The organism is Paracoccus sp. SSJ (assembly GCF_030234105.1).
Classification (GTDB): Bacteria; Pseudomonadota; Alphaproteobacteria; order Rhodobacterales; family Rhodobacteraceae; genus Paracoccus; species Paracoccus denitrificans.
Map to the genome: position 1 here is coordinate 119,814 of NZ_JASSPE010000009.1, position 15,727 is coordinate 135,540.

Consider the following 15,727-nt stretch of genomic DNA (forward strand, 5'->3'; position numbering starts at 1 on the left):
GCGCAGGGGTCACGCCCTGGATTCCCAGGCGCCGCCACCCCTTGCCCCAAGCCTTGTCAATCGGTTAACCCGGCGCTGTCGCTCGGCGGTTTCCCGCCGGCGGAACGGAATCGCAAATCGCAGCCAGCATTCGCCAGCCCGCAGTAGATCTGGATAGGGTTTGGAGATGAATGGACATAAAATCCCGGTGCTGCTTGGCACGGTCGCCATGCTGGCATTGGCCACGGCCCCCGCGCTGGCTCAGGACAATCAGGGCATGGCCGAGACGCTGCGGCTGGACGAAATCGTCCTGACCGGCGAAAAGCAGGCGCGCAGCATCAAGGATACCGCCTCTTCGGTGGCCGTCCTGACCACGCGCGACCTTGAGGAGAGCGGCGGGCAGGACAGCATCGCCGATGCGGCGACGGGCATCGCCAACGTGACCTATGTCGCCTCGGGCGGCCAAGGCGGCGCCCCCACCATTCGCGGGCAGGACAGCGAGGGTCCGAATTCCGGCGCGGTGGCCTTCTTCGGCGGCACGGCCCCGCGGCTGGCCTTCAATCTGGACGGGCATTATCTGGGCTACAACGAGATCGTCTGGGGCAGCCAGGCGCTTTGGGACGTCGAGTCGATCGAGGTCTTTCGCGGCCCGCAGACCGCGACCCAGGGCGCGAACTCGATCGCCGGGGCGATCATCGTCAAGACCAAGGATCCGACTTTCCAGCCCGAGGGCGCCGCGCAGCTGGAATATGGCAGCCACAGCCGCCGCCGCGCCAGCCTGATGGCCTCGGGGCCCTTGTCCGAGGATCTGGCCGGGCGCATCGCCGTCGACTACTGGGCGCGCGACAATTACATCGACTATACCAACCCCGACTTCGCGGTGGGCTCGACCGACCAGGACCATGAATCCCGCACCATCCGCGCCAAGCTGCTGTGGCAGCCGCAGGAGATCCCGGGGCTCGAGGGCAAGCTGACCTTCTCGCACAGCCTGACCAACCGGCCGAACTGGGAAGCCGCGACCGAGCCCTATGAGGATCTGGAAAGCGCCACCGCCTCGAATCCCAGCTGGCGGCTGCGCACGAACACCACCATCCTTGATGTCAGCTATGAATTCGGCAATGGCTGGACGTTGTTCAACCAGCTGCAATATTCCGACATCTGGGTCAAACGCTCGACCGAGCCGGTCAGCGCGGGCACAGCGATCCTGGATCAGGACGTGACCTCGAACGAGACGCGCGTAACCTTCGGGACGCCCGAGGACCGGATCAGCGGCGTAGCGGGACTGTTCGTCTCGCGCACCGATTCGGACGAGCTTCTGGATTACCGCGGCACCACCACCTATGACGACCGCAAGGACAGCCTGGGGATATTCGCCGAAACCACCTGGCGCCTTGCCGACCGCTGGAGCCTGACCGGCGGGCTGCGCTATCAGCGCGACGACATCACCCGGCGCGGCGTGTCGAGCTTTACCCCGAACGTGCTGGATTACGACGAAAGCTTCGACGCCTGGCTGCCCAGGATCGCGCTGGCCTATGACCTGGACGAGTCGACCCGCATCGGCGCCATGATCAGCAAGGGCTACAACCCGGGCGGGGTGACGCTGAACCTGACCAGCGGGGAATACGTGCCCTTCGATGCCGAGACCTCGTGGAACTACGAGATCTTCGGCCGCACCCGGTTGCTGGACGACCGGCTGGAACTGACCGGCAACCTGTTCTACACCCAGCTCCATGATGCGCAGCGCTATGTCGTGACCAGCCTGCCCGAGAACATCGGCAGTTCGATCACCGTCAATGCCGAGCGCGCCAAGTCCTATGGCCTGGAACTGGGGATGGACTATCTGCTGCGCGACAATCTGCGGGTCAAGGCGGGGCTGGGCCTGTTGCATACCGAGATCAGCCGCTTCACCAGCGCGGCGGCGGATTACCAGGGCCATCGCTTCGGCCGGTCCCCGGACTATACGCTTTCGCTGGCGGCCGATTGGGACATCACCCCGGAATGGCGGCTCAGCGGCCAGCTGCGCCATACCGACGGCTATTATTCCGACGACAACGAGGACCGCGACACCTGGGTCGATTCCTATACCGTGGCCAATGCCCGGCTGACTTGGCAACCGCGCGAGAACCTGCAGGCCTTCGCCTATGTCAACAACCTGTTCGACGACCGCTCGGTGACCTATCTGCGGGCCAGCCGCTCGATCGGCGGCTTCGAGGCCACCGTGGTCGAGCCACGCGAGCTGGGTATCGGCCTGAAGATGACCTTCTGATGCGAACGAATGCCCCGACAAGGATCGGGGCATTCATCTTCTCTAAGAGCCTGCTGATCCATCGGGCCTGGACTGGCCGGTTCCGAATTGTACGACGCTCTACCACGAGCAGAAAATTTGCATGTACAAAACCGTATCGGCCTGCTTCAGGTCCGCTGCACCCGTTGTTGTGAGCGGTCTGACTTCCTCTCTTGGACAAAGTGTCGCAGGTCAATACAACATCTTGACGGATACGGCGCCTTAATCCCTATATGTAGGCATCACGGTTCTTTCGGGTCGATCCGGCCCGAAAGCGAAGAGGGAAGCCGGTGCGCCTTTCGGAGCAAGGCCGGCGCTGCCCCCGCAACTGTAAGCAGCGAGCCTGCGCCGGATCACGCCACTGGTGCCGCACGGCATTGGGAAGGCCGGCAAGGGCCGCGACCTGCGAGCCAGGAGACCTGCCGTGACGATGACGATGAACCACGGGCGGGGTGTCCCGGCGGTGCGCCTGGCAATGCGGCCTTGTCGCCGCAGGGCTCCATGCGTCCTGGCCTGCCCCGCCCACAGCAGCACGGGGAACAGATGCGGCCATTCTTCACCACCAGACCTGCCGAGGCCGGCGTCGCCGTCCGCAGCACCGCAAGGGCGGCAGCAAGCCGCAGGCAAGGGAGGGCGCGTTGATGCCGGCGCCGCTTACGCCCCCGCCCGCCGCGCCGGCAAGGGATGTCGCCGTCGATGTCGCCTCGTCGGTCAACGAATACTTGAACCGTGCCGATTGGCGGGTGAATGCCAACGCCAACCAGGACTATTCGCTCGGCGGGCTGATCCTGAACGTCTCGGGCAAGGTGGTGGCCAACTACTGGCTGTCGCATGTCTATCCGCTTGCCATGGGCGAGGCGCACCGCCGGGGCGACCTGCATATCCACGACCTCGACATGCTGGCCGGCTATTGCGCCGGCTGGTCGCTGCGCACCTTGCTGACCGAGGGCTTCAACGGCGTCCCCGGCAAGGTCGAGGCCGGGCCGCCGAAACGCCTGTCCAGCGCCATCGGCCAGATCGTGAACTTCCTGGGAACGCTGCAAAACGAATGGGCCGGCGCGCAGGCCTTCAGTTCCTTCGACACCTATATGGCCCCCTTCATCCGCAAGGATGGCTTGGGCTATGCCGAGGTGCGGCAGGCCATGCAGGAGCTGATCTTCAACCTCAACGTCCCCTCGCGCTGGGGCACGCAGACCCCGTTCACCAACCTGACCTTCGACTGGGTCTGCCCCGAGGATCTGCGCGACCAGGTGCCCGTGATCGGCGGTCAGCCAATGAATTTCACCTATGGCGCCTTGCAGGCCGAGATGGACATGATCAACCGCGCCTATATCGAGGTGATGACGCGCGGCGACGAAAAGGGCCGGGTCTTCACCTTTCCGATCCCGACCTACAACATCACGCCGGACTTTCCCTGGGACAGCGAGAACGCCAAGCTGCTGTTCGCGATGACGGCGAAATACGGCCTGCCCTATTTCCAGAACTTCCTGAACTCGGACCTCAAGCCGAACATGGTGCGGTCCATGTGCTGCCGGCTGCAACTGGACCTGACCGAGCTGCTGAAACGCGGCAACGGCCTGTTCGGCAGCGCCGAGCAGACCGGCTCGCTGGGCGTCGTCACCGTCAACTGCGCGCGGCTGGGCCATCTGCACAAGGGCAACGAGGCCGGGCTCCGGCGTCGCCTGGACGAATTGCTCGACCTGGGCCGCGACAGCCTGGAGATCAAGCGCCGGGTGATCCAGCGGCTGATGGACGACGGGCTGTTTCCCTATAGCCGGCGCTACCTGGGCACGCTGCGCAACCATTTTTCGACCCTGGGCGTGAACGGCATCAACGAGATGATCCGCAACTTCACCGACGATGCACATGACATCACCACGAGCTGGGGCCATGGCTTCGCGCTGCGGCTGCTCGACCATCTGCGGGCGCGCATCACCGCCTTCCAGGAACAGACCGGACATCTCTATAACTTGGAGGCGACGCCGGCAGAGGGCACCACCTATCGCTTCGCCAAGGAGGACCGCAAGCGTTTCCCCGGCATTCTCCAGGCCGGCACCGAACACGAGCCTTACTACACAAACTCGAGCCAGCTTCCGGTCGGCTTTACCGACGACCCGTTCGAGGCGCTGGAACGGCAAGAGGCGCTGCAGCGCAAATACACCGGCGGCACGGTCTTGCATCTCTACATGGGCACGCAGCTGTCCTCGGCCGAGGCCTGCCGCAAGCTGGTGCGCCGGGCACTGGAGAACTTCGGCCTGCCCTACATCACCGTCACGCCGACATTCTCGGTCTGCCCCAGGCATGGCCATATCGCGGGCGAACACGCGTTCTGCCCGCGCTGCGACGAAGAGCTTATCGCGAAAAAGCGGCAATCGGCCGCGCATTGAGAAAGGAAAAGACCATGTTCGACGACCGGAAAACCGGACCGGAAGAGATCCTGCTGGCGGATGAGGAACGCCAGCCCTGCGAGATCTGGACGCGGGTGATGGGCTATCACCGCCCGGTATCCTCGTTCAACCGCGGCAAGAAGGGCGAATTCCGCGAGCGGCTGTATTTCAGCGAGCGGCAGGCCGATCTTGGCTGAGATCCGCATCGGCGGCCTGCAGCGCCTCTCCAGCTGCGACTGGCCGGGCGAGCTGGTCGCCACCCTTTTCCTGCAGGGCTGTCCCTGGGACTGCCCCTATTGCCACAACCCGCATCTCATCCCGCCCGAGGCCGAGGGGGCGCTGGATTGGCAAGAGATCCTGGGCTTTCTGGCGGGACGGCGCAGCCTGCTCGACGGCGTGGTGTTCTCGGGCGGGGAACCGACGCTTCAGCGCGGCCTGCCCCAGGCGATGCGGGCGGTCCGGGACCTGGGGTTCAGGACCGGCCTGCATACGGCCGGCCCTTACCCGGCCCGGCTTGCGGCGGTGCTGCCGCTTTGCGACTGGGTCGGCTTCGACGTGAAGGCGCCGTTTTCCGGCTATCGGCGGGTGACGGGCGCGGCCGGCAGCGGCGACAGGGCCAGGGAAAGCCTGCGGCTGCTGCTGGCCAGCGGCACGGCCCATCAGGTGCGCACGACGGTCGATCCCGAACTGATCGACGAGGCGGCACTGGCGCAGATGGGCGCGGAACTGGCGGCGCTGGGTGTCGCCGACCATGTCTTGCAGACCTGCCGCCACACCGGCGTGCGGCGGAGCCGACCCGTTCACCTGCGGGACTGAAGGTCCGGCCCCTTCCGCGCGGCCGGCATATCGCCGCGAAGCTGCTGGCGGATGGACCGGCGGAGCGGTAAGCGCTTGCGCCCTGCGCGGGCAGCACGCTGCGGGCACCGCGTCGAGGAAGCGGTGCTGCTCGGCGGTGGCGATGATGCCGTCCGACAGGGTCAGGAACTTCTGGACATAGTTTTCCCGCACGAAGGGGCGGGTGCCGTCGGGATGGGCGTCGGCCAGCGCCAGTTCGTCCTCGATCACCCGGCCGTCCCTGAGCGTGACCGCGACGCGGCCGCCGAACGCCTTTTCGCGCGGGTCGCGGGCGTGATAGCGCCGCGTCCATTCCGGGTCTTCGACGGTGGTGATCTTGTGCCACAGCGCCACGGTTTCGGGCCGGTTCGCGCGCTCGGGGGCATAGGAGCGTTCGTGGTGCCAGCCGCCATCCTCCAGCGCCACGGCAAAGATATACATGATGGAATGGTCCAGCGTCTCGCGCGAGGCCTTGGGGTCCAGCTTCTGCGGGTCGTTGGCGCCGGTGCCGATGACATGATGCGTATGGTGGCTGGTGTGGATCACGATTCTGTCCACCCGGGACAGGTCGCCGATCCTCGGCCCCAGCCGGCGGGCGAGATCGATCAGCGCCGCCAGCCCAAGGATCAGCCGCGACAGGCCCGGGGACCGTCGCCGGACAGGGACTGTCGCGGAAACGGTCATTCCCGCGCGCCACCGGCCTCGATGCCCGAGGGGATGCGGATCCCGGCATGGATCTGGTGGGCATCGACGATGATGATGCGCCGGTCCCGCACCGCCGACATCCTACTGGTGACCGGGTCGGCCTTCAGATATCGGCTGACGCAGTCCAACGTCCTGACTCAGGATCCCGACCCGCCGGCCAGCAACCCCTGGGCGCAGGTGCAGACCGGCGAGGTGCAGGTCCGCGGCTTCGAACTGGAAGGCAAGGCCAATCTGGCGGCCGGGTTCGATCTGGTCGCCTCCTACGCCTGGCAGGATTCCGAGATCACCCGGACCAACACCGCCGCGCAGCTGGGCAACCAGCTCCAGCTCGTGCCCGAGCATCAGGCGACGCTCTGGGCCCATTACACCGTCCAGAGCGGCGCGCTGGAGGGCCTGGGCATAGGCGGCGGCTTGCGTCATGTCGGGCGCTGCTTCGGCGACCTGAACAACCAGATCGAGCTGCCCTCCTTTACCCTGGTCGATGCGGCGTTGAGCTATGATTTCGGCAAACAGGATCCGTCGCTTGCGGGGGTGATGCTTCGGCTGAGCGCCAGCAACCTGTTCGACAAGCGCCATGTCACCTCCTGCGCCTCGCTGACCTCGGCCAACTGCTATTACGGCGAAGGACGCTCGGTGATCGCCACGCTCGACTATCGGTGGTGATCCGGGGGCCGGCAATATGGTGAGAATAGTTAGCCCGAGGAATTGCGCAGAAGGCTTGCAACTGTTTTTTGAGCCGCTGGGCTTGGGTGTCATAGGAAGCAGTTTATGCTGCACGGAGAACGAGAGGGTCTCATGACCAAAGGGCGCCACCGAATTTTCAGAAATCCTTGCGCTCATTTCTAATAGCCGGGCTTCCCTTGGGTATCCTGTGCTTCCAGTAGATGAGGATGTAGCAATTGCTGCGGCTGCAATACCCAGCCGTACGGAAATATGCACGTAATGCCCTTGCGAGCCTTGCCCCCGTTTGCTGCCAGGCCGGTTTACAGAAACACGGATGAAACAATGCAATCCTCTTGCTCAGAGGAAAGCTGTTGTACCCGCCGTTCGCAACTAAATGCCGCCGAGGCTCTCACGCCGGGATGGACAGCCTTGCGCCCGATCGGTGCGTGATCCACGATCCAAGGAACAGGCGATTACCGTTGAGGTTGGCTTGCGTCTTGCGTCTAGTCCCAGCCATTCGGCTGGAACGTGGGATTTTCAAATCCGCCTTGATCAAAGTCAAGGCATTCGGCTGCCGGATATGCTAGCGGATCGGCAAAGGATGCTCCCATCCCTTCCGTCCCAGCGGATCGCTAGGTTTTCCCCAAATCTCTGAATGCACCCCGAGCGGGCAGAGAGGAACGCCATGTCGATCTCGCGATCTCCGGGCCCAATGACCCTTGGCCTCGTTCTTGTCCTGACCGGCCCAGTTCCGGCCTTTGCCCAGGACCAGCCGTTGGTGCTGGACACCATCACCCTGACCGCAACCGCACTGCCCACCGAATTGCTGAAAAGCCCAGCCTCGATCACCGTGATCGACCACGAGAAGATCACGGCCAGCACCCCGGTCTCGGTGGCCGGGCTACTGCGCGACGTGCCCGGCGTCCAGATCTCCGAAGAAGGGATCGAGCGCATCTCGATCCGCGGCGAAAGCTCGCGTCGGGTCGCTATCCTGATCGACGGGCAGAAGCTGACCGATCACACGAACTACGGCCAGCCGGTGCTGATCGACCCCACCTCGATCGATCGGATCGAGATCGTGCGCGGCTCGTCCTCGGTGGTCTCGGGCAGCCAGGCCATCGGCGGCGTGATCAATATCATCACCAAGCGCGGCGCCGCCAAGCCGCTGGAGGTGACGACCGGCGCGGGCTGGATCTCGGCCACCGAGGGCTATCGGGCCTCGGCCAGTGCGGCGGGCACGGTCGCGGCTGGCGCGGGTGAGCTGGACTACCGGCTAACTGTGGGCCGCATGGACCAAGGCGACCGCCGGACGCCCGAAGGCGTGCTGGAGCAGTCCGACACGCAAGACCGGACCATCTCGGCCCATGTCGGCTATCGTCTCGGCGACCATTACTTCGGACTGAAGGCGCTGAACCATGATCTGGCGGCAAATGTGCATACGGGCGATCCGCTATTCGCCATCGAACTTCCCAAACGCGACCTGCGAAAACTCGGCCTGTTCTACGAAGGCACGGATCTGGCTCCTTGGCTGACCCGGCTGACTTTCGATCTTTACGGACAGACGGTCGACCGCGTGTTCCGCAACGAGGTAACGCAGTTCCCTGGTCCCATGCGCCTGAACGTCCTGTCGGATTCCCGCGACGAGCAGCTGACCTGGGGGGCGAACCTGCGCGCCGAGATGCAGTTCTCGACCAACAGCCGCACCGTCGTCGGCATCGAATACGAAGACGACCGGCTGAAGGCCGACAAGGTGACGGTCACCACGGTCAGCGGGCCGATGCTGCCCTTTCCCAGCGTCACCACGCGACTGCGCTATGACGATGCCGCCATCCGCACCGTCTCGGTCTTCGGCCAGCACGAGGTCGACCTATCCAGGGATATGACGCTGACCCTGGGCGGGCGCTGGTACGATGTGAAAGCGACCCATGATGTCTCGCGAGAGAATGGCACCGATCTGCCACGCAGTTCCAACGACGACAGCCTTGCGCTGTTCTCGGCCGGGCTGGTGTGGTCGTCGGACCACGGCTTCGCGCTACGCGCCAATGTCTCGCAGGGCTACATCCATCCCTCCCTGAGCCAGTTGTTCCTGTCCACGACTGCGGGCGGCGCAGGCACGCTGATCGGAAACCCCGACCTGAAGCCCGAGCGCGCCACGACCTACGAACTGGGAGCGCGCTATGACCGGAACGCGCTGCTACTGGATGCCACGCTGTTCTACAGCGACGCCACCGATTACATCGCTTCGGTGGTGATCGACCCGAGCGATCCGCGAAATCCGGTCAGCCAGTATCGCAACATCGACGCCGCACGAACCTGGGGGATCGAGTTGCATGCCGAGCGCCGCTTTGAGGCGGCCGGCCTGACGCCCTATATCACCGCCAGCGCGATGCAGCGCGAATTCACCTATGCCAACGGCTACCAGACCCGCGATAGCGGCACGCCGGCACTGGCCGGGCGCATGGGGCTGCGCAAGGACTGGTCCCTGGGCAAGGTCGCCGGGATCTTCGACCTGTTCCTGCGCGGTGAAAGCAGGGTCGAAATGCGCGCCGATACGGGCGAAGTGGTGGATGGTACCGGCGGATTCGCGACGCTGAACCTGCACACCTCGGCCGATCTTGCTGACGGCCTTGCGCTGACCGTCGAACTGAACAACCTCACCAACCGCTCGTATCGAGCCTATGGGCAGATGGAGGGCGCCGAGCGCTCGTTCAACCTGTTCCTGACCAGAACCTTCTAGGGGCAAGCCATGCTGGAAACCGCGCTGCTGATGCTGACGCTTACCGCCGACGGCGATCTGCGGGTCACGCTGTCGCCCGCTGCGGACGCGGCCGAATGCGAAATCGACCGCGAAACGGTGGTAGGCATCCTTACCGATGCCGGGGAGCCGCCACTGGTCGCGCTTTGCGGGCAGACGGCTCTGCGCCTGACACCTTTCGTCCACGGCGCTGGACCGGCCGAAGAAACCCACCGCTACCGGGTCGAACTGCCCTCGGCCGGCGGATACGCCATCACGCCCCTCGCCGAGGGAGAGGCTTGCACGACGAAGGAGCATGCGGAGCCGGCGATCTATTGCACGCGTTCGGCGCAGGCGGTCCTGCCGGATGGCTAGGCCCGCCCTCGTCGCGGCGCCGACGCATCGGCGCGAAAAGCCTCCAGCCGCGCCTGGAAGTGCTCCACCAACAGCGGAAAGAGCGACGCTTGAAGACCTCTTTGCTGCGGAAAGCCCGCAACCGCTGGCCGACGCCTTTCCCGGAAAGCGCGCCGTCCATCCCTTCATCGGCATGGATCCGGTGCCCGAAGGAACTGTTCCTAGACACTGGGACGAAATTTACAGGAGCCCGCGAAGGAACCGTGGCGTCGCCTATATTCATGTTCCCTTCTGCGAGAACCACTGCCTGTTTTGCGGCTTCTACCAGAACCCGTGGTCCGCAAGCGTAGGGCCGCCCTATGTGGATGCGGTGATCGCACAGCTCGAGTCCTTCGCACGAAGCCCAGCACATGACGGCCCGCCGCTGCAGGCGGTCTATCTCGGCGGCGGTACGCCGACGGCGCTTGCCTCGCCCGACCTTGCGCGACTTGTCATGGCCATTCGCCGCTGTCTGCCGCTGGTACCCGATTGCGAGATCACCCTGGAGGGCCGCGTCCAGTCCTTCGACTGCGACAAGGCACTTGCCGCCTTCGATGCCGGCGTCAACCGCATCTCTGTCGGAGTCCAGAGCTTTTCGGAACGCATTCGCCGCCCCCTGGGACGGCGCGCGGGGACCGCGGGCGTCATTTCCTTGCTCGAGAGCCTCGTCGGCCTGGATCGCGGGGCCGTCGTCGTCGACCTGATCTATGGTCTGCCGCAGCAGAGCCCCGAGGACGTGGCCGGGGATGTCCGGCTTTGCGCACAACTGGGGCTTGACGGCCTGGATCTCTACTCGCTGAGTCTGATTGCGGGCACGCCCCTGCTGAGCGCGATCGAGAAGGGAAAGCTGCATCCGGCGGCCGGCTCCAGCCTGGGGACGTATTTCGCCGCCGGCGAGGAGGCAGCGATGGCCGAGGGCTGGTCCGCCATCTCGACCACCCACTGGCAGGGTAGCCTGCGCGAGCGCAACGTCTACAATCTCGCGGTCAAGACAGGGGCCGATTGCCTGCCCTTCGGCGCCGGGGCGGGAGGCTTCCTGGGTGGGTTCAACTATCGCATCACGGCAGACCTGCGCGATTTTGCCGCCCGTGCAGGATCCGGCACCTGCCTGACCGCGGCCATGATGCGCGCCACTCCCGCCGCCCCGATCCACAATGCGCTGAAATCCGGTATGGAGCGGGGACGCCTCGACACAGTCGCCGTAGACGCCGCGCTGGCAAGGGTCTGCGGATCGGAAGCCGCCAGCTTCTCGACCCATGCCGCCCCCCTGCTGGCGCAATGGAGCCGCGCTGGTCTTCTGGAGCCCTACCATCGCTTCCACCGCCTGACCCGGGCCGGCCGTTTCTGGCAAGTAGCCATGACCGGGCGGCTCATCACCTGGCTGCGCCAGCATCCTGACCTTGGAGACCGACATGGCAGACCTGACAGTTGACCCCATTCGCGCCGCGTTGGCCGAAACGCCCCATGCTGCACTCGAGGATATCGCCCGCAAGGCTGCCACTACACCGTTGGCCGTTCTGGACGCCCTGCCCGAAGGCGAGGTTGTCTCTCTGCCGGGCACCACACTGCCCGAGGTGCTGAAGGATATAGCCCGCTGGGGTGAGATCACCCTGATCGTCCACACCCCGACTGTGATCCTGGAAGTAAAGGCCCCGCTCGGCCACAGTGAAATCGGCAATGGCATGCTTAACCTTCACGGAAAGCCGATCGGGGGACATATCAAATATGAAGCCTGCGCTCGTGTGGCTTTTGTACGTCGAAAGCTATTCGGCATCGAAACACGTTCAGTACAATTCTACGCCAAGGACGGCCTCTGTATGTTTAAGATCTATTTGGGTCGCGACGAGGGCCGACAATTGAAGGCAGAGCAGATCAGCGCCTTCGACGCGCTTGAAGCGCGCCTCATATCTGCTTGAACCCGTGACGGCGAAGACTCTCGTAAGTTTTGGGACCGTCACGCTTTAATCGGCTCGCCTGTCTGCGTGTCAACTCACTGACCAGAGTTCCGCGAGCTGATGTCAAGCGCAAGGAGAAGTCAAATGAAGAAGTATATAAATAATGGCCATTTGAGACCGCCCCGATTACACAGGCGAGTAATCCACCTCAAATCGCCTCAATTAAACGTATCCCCCGCAAAGCCCCACACTATTGTTTTGCGACGAATGCCCGTTATATAAACAACACTACACTCAAAAATCTGGGAAACAAAGCTTACACTAGAAGGGAAGTCAGTCTCGATAAAATTTGATCTTCAACAGCTCAATAATTGACCCAGCCCAATGCTGTCAGTATCTTAATATAAACATATCCAACGGCGGGCCGGCGGAGTTTTTAATTATGGCCAACCGATATGAAAAATGGACCGACGACCAGCGAAAAAATCGGATAATGGAATTGCGCCACCTCCGCTATGTCATCGCAGCGGTGGAGCATGGCAGCTTCAGCGCGGCGGCGGGTGAACTCGGCGTGCGGGAATCCGCGATCAGCCGGCGCATCCGCGATCTCGAGGACGAGACCGGCGCAGCGCTCTTCATCCGCCACAAGCGCGGTGTGACATTGACCGATGCAGGGAGGAGGTTCCTGACGCATGCCCGGCGGGCGCTCAACGAGGTCGACCTGGCCGTCAAGGATGTCGGCGCGGCCGGCCGGGTCGAGCATGGCGTATTGCGGATCGGCATCTTCGCCTCGCTGGCCTCGGGCTTCCTCGCCGATCTGCTGCGCCGCTACAACGACGATCATCCCGGTGTGCGATGCGTGATCGTGGAAGGCAACCCGAGCGATCACATCGCCGCCGTGCGCCAGCATTGCATGGACGTGGCCTTCCTGACCGGCACACCCGAAGCGGCGGAATGCGATGTCGAGGTCTTCTGGCAGGAGCGGGTGTTCGTGGCGCTTCCGAAGGACGACGATCTGACGGTCCGAAAGCGGATCGCCTGGTCCGAATTGCGTGACCGGCATTTCGTCGTCAGCGAGGCCGGTCCGGGACCGGAGATCCACGACTATCTGGTCCGGTATCTGTCGGAACTGGGTCATCACCCCAGTGTCGAGCGCTGCCCAGTCTCCCGTGACACGCTGATGCAACTGGTCGCCCTGGGCAACGGGTTGACGCTCACCAGCGAAGCGACAACCGGCGCGACTTTTCCCGGCGTCGTCTTCCGGCCGCTCGCAACGGAGCCCCTGCCCTTCTGCGCGGTCTGGTCGCCACGCAACGACAATCCGGCCCTGCGCCGCTTGCTCAGCCTGACGCGGACCCTGTCGGCGCAAGACAGCAAGGCACGATGAGTCAGTCACCAGGTCGACGTCCAGCACTGACGCCCCGTTTTGCCTTAGCGAACCCGCGATCCGAGGCCAGAAACCGCTCCAGTATCGGCACGAGCAGTTTCTGCGGCGGGACCGCGGCACGCGTTCCGCCCGAGCCTGTGCGGCCCAGCAACTCGCCGTAAAGCACCAGATCCCTGTGCAGGCTGGCGGGCAGTTCGACGGTCAGCTTCACGGGCGTATCATCCGCGATTGGTCCCAGCTTCAGCTTCGTCATGGTGTCATCCTCCCGCATTCTCGAACACCAAATCTCGCCCCACAAGAATCCTGACCGGGAAGCCCGGCCGGATGGTCAACGTCGGGGCGACCTGCAGCTGGCGCTGGACGATCTTCTGGCCGGTCTGATTGACGGTGTCCTGGGCGCCGTCGCGGATGGCGCGGATCAACCGGTCCTCCTCGTCGCCGGCGGCGAGTTCGGTGCCCACCGCCAGCAGGGTCGAGAGACCGGCGGCCTTCATCAACTCTCCCCAGTGATAATCGACCCCGTCCTCGAGTCCGGCGTAACCGGCGGCATCGGCGCCCGGCAGGCGCTCCAGCACCAGCGAGCGGCCGTCGGGAAAGATCAGCCGGTTCCAGACCAGCAGCACGCGGCGCTGGCCGAAACGGACGCCATCGTCGTATTCGCCGATGATGCGGGTGCCCTGCGGGATCAGCAGGAACGAGCCGGTCGGGCTGTCGTAGACGGGTTGGGTGACCTGGGCGATGATCTGGCCGGGCAGGTCGGAGCGGATGCCGGTGATCAGCGCCGCCGGGATCACCGAGCCGGCCTGCAGGACGTAGGGCGAGGCCGGGGCTTCGACGCGATCCGGGGCAACGGTGATGCGATCTGCGGCGCCGCCCAGGAACGCCGCATGCGGATCCTGCGTGGCTGCGGCGCCGGGCTGTCCCATGGTACCAAGCGCGCCTGGGGTCTGACCGGCTGGCCCTGCGCCCATGTCCGACCCGCCCGCAGGCCGTGGCCCACCCTGAAAGAACACGCCGCTGAGCCGTGCGGCCTCCTCCTCGGCCAGCCGTTGCTGCTCGGCCGCGTCCATGGCGGGTGCGGCCTCGAGCGGCGCGGAGATGTCCGCTGCAGGCACCGGCGCGCCGCGGTTGCGGGCATCAAGGATCGGCTTGCCGAGATCGCCGGGCAGCGCCGGGCCGAGGGCGGGGCCGCTATAATCATGCGGCAGTTCCGCCAGCCCGTCGGCAGTGGCGCGGTTTTCGGTGGAGAACAGCTCCTCGCCGCCACGTTCCACATCTTTACTCTGCAGGGCGAAGATCAGCGCCGCACCGATGCCGAGCGCGGCAATGGCAGCCATCCCCGCCAGCACCTTGCGCGACAGCCGGGTGACGCGCGGCGGTTCGGCGCGCAGCCGCATCGGCGCGGCAGAGGTGTTCCTGTCGCTCATCAGGACGAGCCTTTCGTCGGTGCGCGGGTCGGTTGGGCGACCGCCCGTGTCTGTTCCATACGGATAATCCGCACCACCTGTTGGCGCTTGCCGGACCCGAGGCGCAGTTCGGCCACGCCGAAGAGCCGGTCCACGATCAGCACGTTGCCGTGGACGCGGCTGTTGACGATCTCGGGCGCACCGTCCGGGCCGATGACGAAGAGCGGCGGCATCTCGCCCTGCGCGATGCCGGGCGGAAAGACCACATGGACCCGGCGACCGTCGTCGAAGACCGAGACCGGCCGCCAGGGCGGGCTCGCGCCTTGGACCTGCAAGCCGTAGCGATGGTTGCGCGCCGATTTCCCAGGGATTACCGGTGCTGCAGGAGGCGCCTGTCGCTGCACCACTGCCGAAGACGACGCGCTTTCCGGATAGTGCCAAGACACCGCCGGCATCCAGGTTTCTGCGTCGGCGCGCAGTTCCAGCATATAGCGGCGCCGGTCGGTGGCGATCACCAGATTGGTGCTGATCTCGGGCCGGGTCGGCTTGACCAGCACATGTACGCGGCGCGACGCGCCGCTGCCGCTCTCGGTCTCGCCGATGATCCAGCGGGCGGTGTCGCCGGCGGCGATGGGTCCGGTGCCGGTCAGGCGCTCGCCCGGCTCCAGCGCGATATCGGTGACCTGTCCGGGCGCGGCATAGACCTGATAGAGCGCGCCCTCAGACCAAGGATAAACCTGGATGGCATTATAGTAGCCCTCGCGGCGCGGCTCGACCCGCGCGGCGAGATTGGCGTTCGTCACCCGGCTTTCCGGGTTTTCCGCCGCGTTGCCGCCCTTTGCCGGGGTCCAGCCCGGCGGCACATGCAGCGGTTTCGGAGCTGGTTCTGCAACGGCGGCAGGAGGCGATGGCAGGGGCGGCACGGTGTCGTCATAGCTGAATTGAGGAGTCTTGCTGGTGGCGCAGCCCGCCAGCGCGGTGGCCGACAGCAGGACCACGGCCAGTACGGATCGGGGCAAGCTTCTCGCCCGGGCGCCGATCATTCCTTCGGTGAGAACAA

Annotated in this window: 13 protein-coding genes, 1 pseudogene and 1 riboswitch; of the genes and pseudogenes, 10 read left to right on the forward strand and 4 right to left on the reverse strand. The window is 64.9% G+C overall.

What is annotated here, in order from left to right; all coding sequences use genetic code 11:
* Nucleotides 1-166 precede the first annotated feature (166 nt).
* From QPR87_RS12080 to QPR87_RS12095, 4 genes are all read left to right on the forward strand, one after another.
* The gene (locus QPR87_RS12080) at nt 167-2,245 is read left to right on the forward strand and encodes a TonB-dependent receptor (protein ID WP_285049674.1); all 2,079 of its coding nucleotides are present in this window, start codon (nt 167-169) and stop codon (nt 2,243-2,245) included.
* A 246-nt stretch (nt 2,246-2,491) separates the two neighbouring features.
* Nucleotides 2,492-2,704: riboswitch (cobalamin riboswitch) on the forward strand.
* A gap of 200 nt (nt 2,705-2,904) precedes the next feature.
* Entirely contained in the window at nt 2,905-4,650 is a 1,746-nt protein-coding gene (locus QPR87_RS12085) for a ribonucleoside triphosphate reductase (RefSeq protein ID WP_285049675.1), read from the forward strand.
* Nucleotides 4,651-4,664: 14 nt separating this feature from the next.
* Nucleotides 4,665-4,847 carry an anaerobic ribonucleoside-triphosphate reductase gene (nrdD, locus tag QPR87_RS12090; RefSeq protein ID WP_072462921.1) on the forward strand — a complete coding sequence of 61 codons (183 nt, stop codon included), beginning with the start codon at nt 4,665-4,667 and terminating at the stop codon, nt 4,845-4,847.
* A complete protein-coding gene (locus QPR87_RS12095; protein WP_072462922.1) occupies nt 4,840-5,466 on the forward strand; it encodes an anaerobic ribonucleoside-triphosphate reductase activating protein in 627 nt (208 codons plus the stop codon). Before nrdD ends, QPR87_RS12095 begins: the two co-directional genes overlap by 8 nt.
* Before the next feature lie 168 nt (nt 5,467-5,634).
* Here the strand turns inward: QPR87_RS12095 and QPR87_RS12100 are convergent.
* Nucleotides 5,635-6,168: pseudogene (locus QPR87_RS12100) on the reverse strand (hypothetical protein); the annotation flags it as partial.
* 75 nt (nt 6,169-6,243) lie between these two features.
* Between QPR87_RS12100 and QPR87_RS12105 the strand changes: the two are divergent.
* From QPR87_RS12105 to QPR87_RS12130, 6 genes are all read left to right on the forward strand, one after another.
* Nucleotides 6,244-6,852, forward strand: coding sequence for a TonB-dependent siderophore receptor (locus QPR87_RS12105; RefSeq protein ID WP_285049693.1), 609 nt, complete (start codon nt 6,244-6,246; stop codon nt 6,850-6,852).
* Between the two features lie 712 nt (nt 6,853-7,564).
* Entirely contained in the window at nt 7,565-9,589 is a 2,025-nt protein-coding gene (locus tag QPR87_RS12110) for a TonB-dependent receptor (protein ID WP_285049676.1), read from the forward strand.
* Nucleotides 9,590-9,598: 9 nt separating this feature from the next.
* Nucleotides 9,599-9,961, forward strand: a complete 363-nt coding sequence (locus QPR87_RS12115) for a hypothetical protein (RefSeq protein WP_285049677.1) — start codon at nt 9,599-9,601, stop codon at nt 9,959-9,961.
* Nucleotides 9,954-11,411, forward strand: coding sequence for a heme anaerobic degradation radical SAM methyltransferase ChuW/HutW (gene hutW, locus QPR87_RS12120; protein WP_285049678.1), 1,458 nt, complete (start codon nt 9,954-9,956; stop codon nt 11,409-11,411). Before QPR87_RS12115 ends, hutW begins: the two co-directional genes overlap by 8 nt.
* Nucleotides 11,392-11,895, forward strand: coding sequence for a heme utilization cystosolic carrier protein HutX (gene hutX, locus QPR87_RS12125; protein WP_072462926.1), 504 nt, complete (start codon nt 11,392-11,394; stop codon nt 11,893-11,895). Before hutW ends, hutX begins: the two co-directional genes overlap by 20 nt.
* Nucleotides 11,896-12,316: 421 nt before the next feature.
* Nucleotides 12,317-13,261 carry a LysR family transcriptional regulator gene (locus tag QPR87_RS12130; RefSeq protein ID WP_072462927.1) on the forward strand — a complete coding sequence of 315 codons (945 nt, stop codon included), beginning with the start codon at nt 12,317-12,319 and terminating at the stop codon, nt 13,259-13,261.
* Between the two features lies 1 nt (nt 13,262).
* Here the strand turns inward: QPR87_RS12130 and QPR87_RS12135 are convergent, their stop codons facing one another.
* Genes QPR87_RS12135 through trbG form a run of 3 tightly spaced genes read right to left on the reverse strand, consistent with a single transcriptional unit; the run spans nt 13,263 to nt 15,710 of the window.
* Nucleotides 13,263-13,514: a DUF2274 domain-containing protein gene (locus QPR87_RS12135; protein ID WP_285049679.1), complete on the reverse strand. Its 252-nt coding sequence runs from the start codon at nt 13,512-13,514 to the stop codon at nt 13,263-13,265.
* A 4-nt stretch (nt 13,515-13,518) separates the two neighbouring features.
* Nucleotides 13,519-14,688: a TraB/TrbI/VirB10 family type IV secretion system protein gene (locus QPR87_RS12140; protein ID WP_072462928.1), complete on the reverse strand. Its 1,170-nt coding sequence runs from the start codon at nt 14,686-14,688 to the stop codon at nt 13,519-13,521.
* Nucleotides 14,688-15,710, reverse strand: a complete 1,023-nt coding sequence (gene trbG, locus QPR87_RS12145) for a P-type conjugative transfer protein TrbG (protein WP_285049694.1) — start codon at nt 15,708-15,710, stop codon at nt 14,688-14,690. The genes QPR87_RS12140 and trbG overlap by 1 nt, the downstream gene beginning before the upstream one ends.
* Nucleotides 15,711-15,727 lie beyond the last annotated feature (17 nt).

Bases quoted from the DNA above. Each gene is read 5' to 3' on its own strand.
- QPR87_RS12080 (WP_285049674.1), top strand. From the start codon at position 167: ATGAATGGACATAAAATCCCGGTGCTGCTTGGCACGGTCGCCATGCTG.
- QPR87_RS12085 (WP_285049675.1), top strand. From the start codon at position 2,905: ATGCCGGCGCCGCTTACGCCCCCGCCCGCCGCGCCGGCAAGGGATGTC.
- nrdD (WP_072462921.1), top strand. From the start codon at position 4,665: ATGTTCGACGACCGGAAAACCGGACCGGAAGAGATCCTGCTGGCGGAT.
- QPR87_RS12105 (WP_285049693.1), top strand. From the start codon at position 6,244: ATGCGCCGGTCCCGCACCGCCGACATCCTACTGGTGACCGGGTCGGCC.
- QPR87_RS12110 (WP_285049676.1), top strand. From the start codon at position 7,565: ATGACCCTTGGCCTCGTTCTTGTCCTGACCGGCCCAGTTCCGGCCTTT.
- QPR87_RS12115 (WP_285049677.1), top strand. From the start codon at position 9,599: ATGCTGGAAACCGCGCTGCTGATGCTGACGCTTACCGCCGACGGCGAT.
- hutW (WP_285049678.1), top strand. From the start codon at position 9,954: ATGGCTAGGCCCGCCCTCGTCGCGGCGCCGACGCATCGGCGCGAAAAG.
- hutX (WP_072462926.1), top strand. From the start codon at position 11,392: ATGGCAGACCTGACAGTTGACCCCATTCGCGCCGCGTTGGCCGAAACG.
- QPR87_RS12130 (WP_072462927.1), top strand. From the start codon at position 12,317: ATGGCCAACCGATATGAAAAATGGACCGACGACCAGCGAAAAAATCGG.
- QPR87_RS12135 (WP_285049679.1), bottom strand. From the start codon at position 13,514: ATGACGAAGCTGAAGCTGGGACCAATCGCGGATGATACGCCCGTGAAG.
- QPR87_RS12140 (WP_072462928.1), bottom strand. From the start codon at position 14,688: ATGAGCGACAGGAACACCTCTGCCGCGCCGATGCGGCTGCGCGCCGAA.
- trbG (WP_285049694.1), bottom strand. From the start codon at position 15,710: ATGATCGGCGCCCGGGCGAGAAGCTTGCCCCGATCCGTACTGGCCGTG.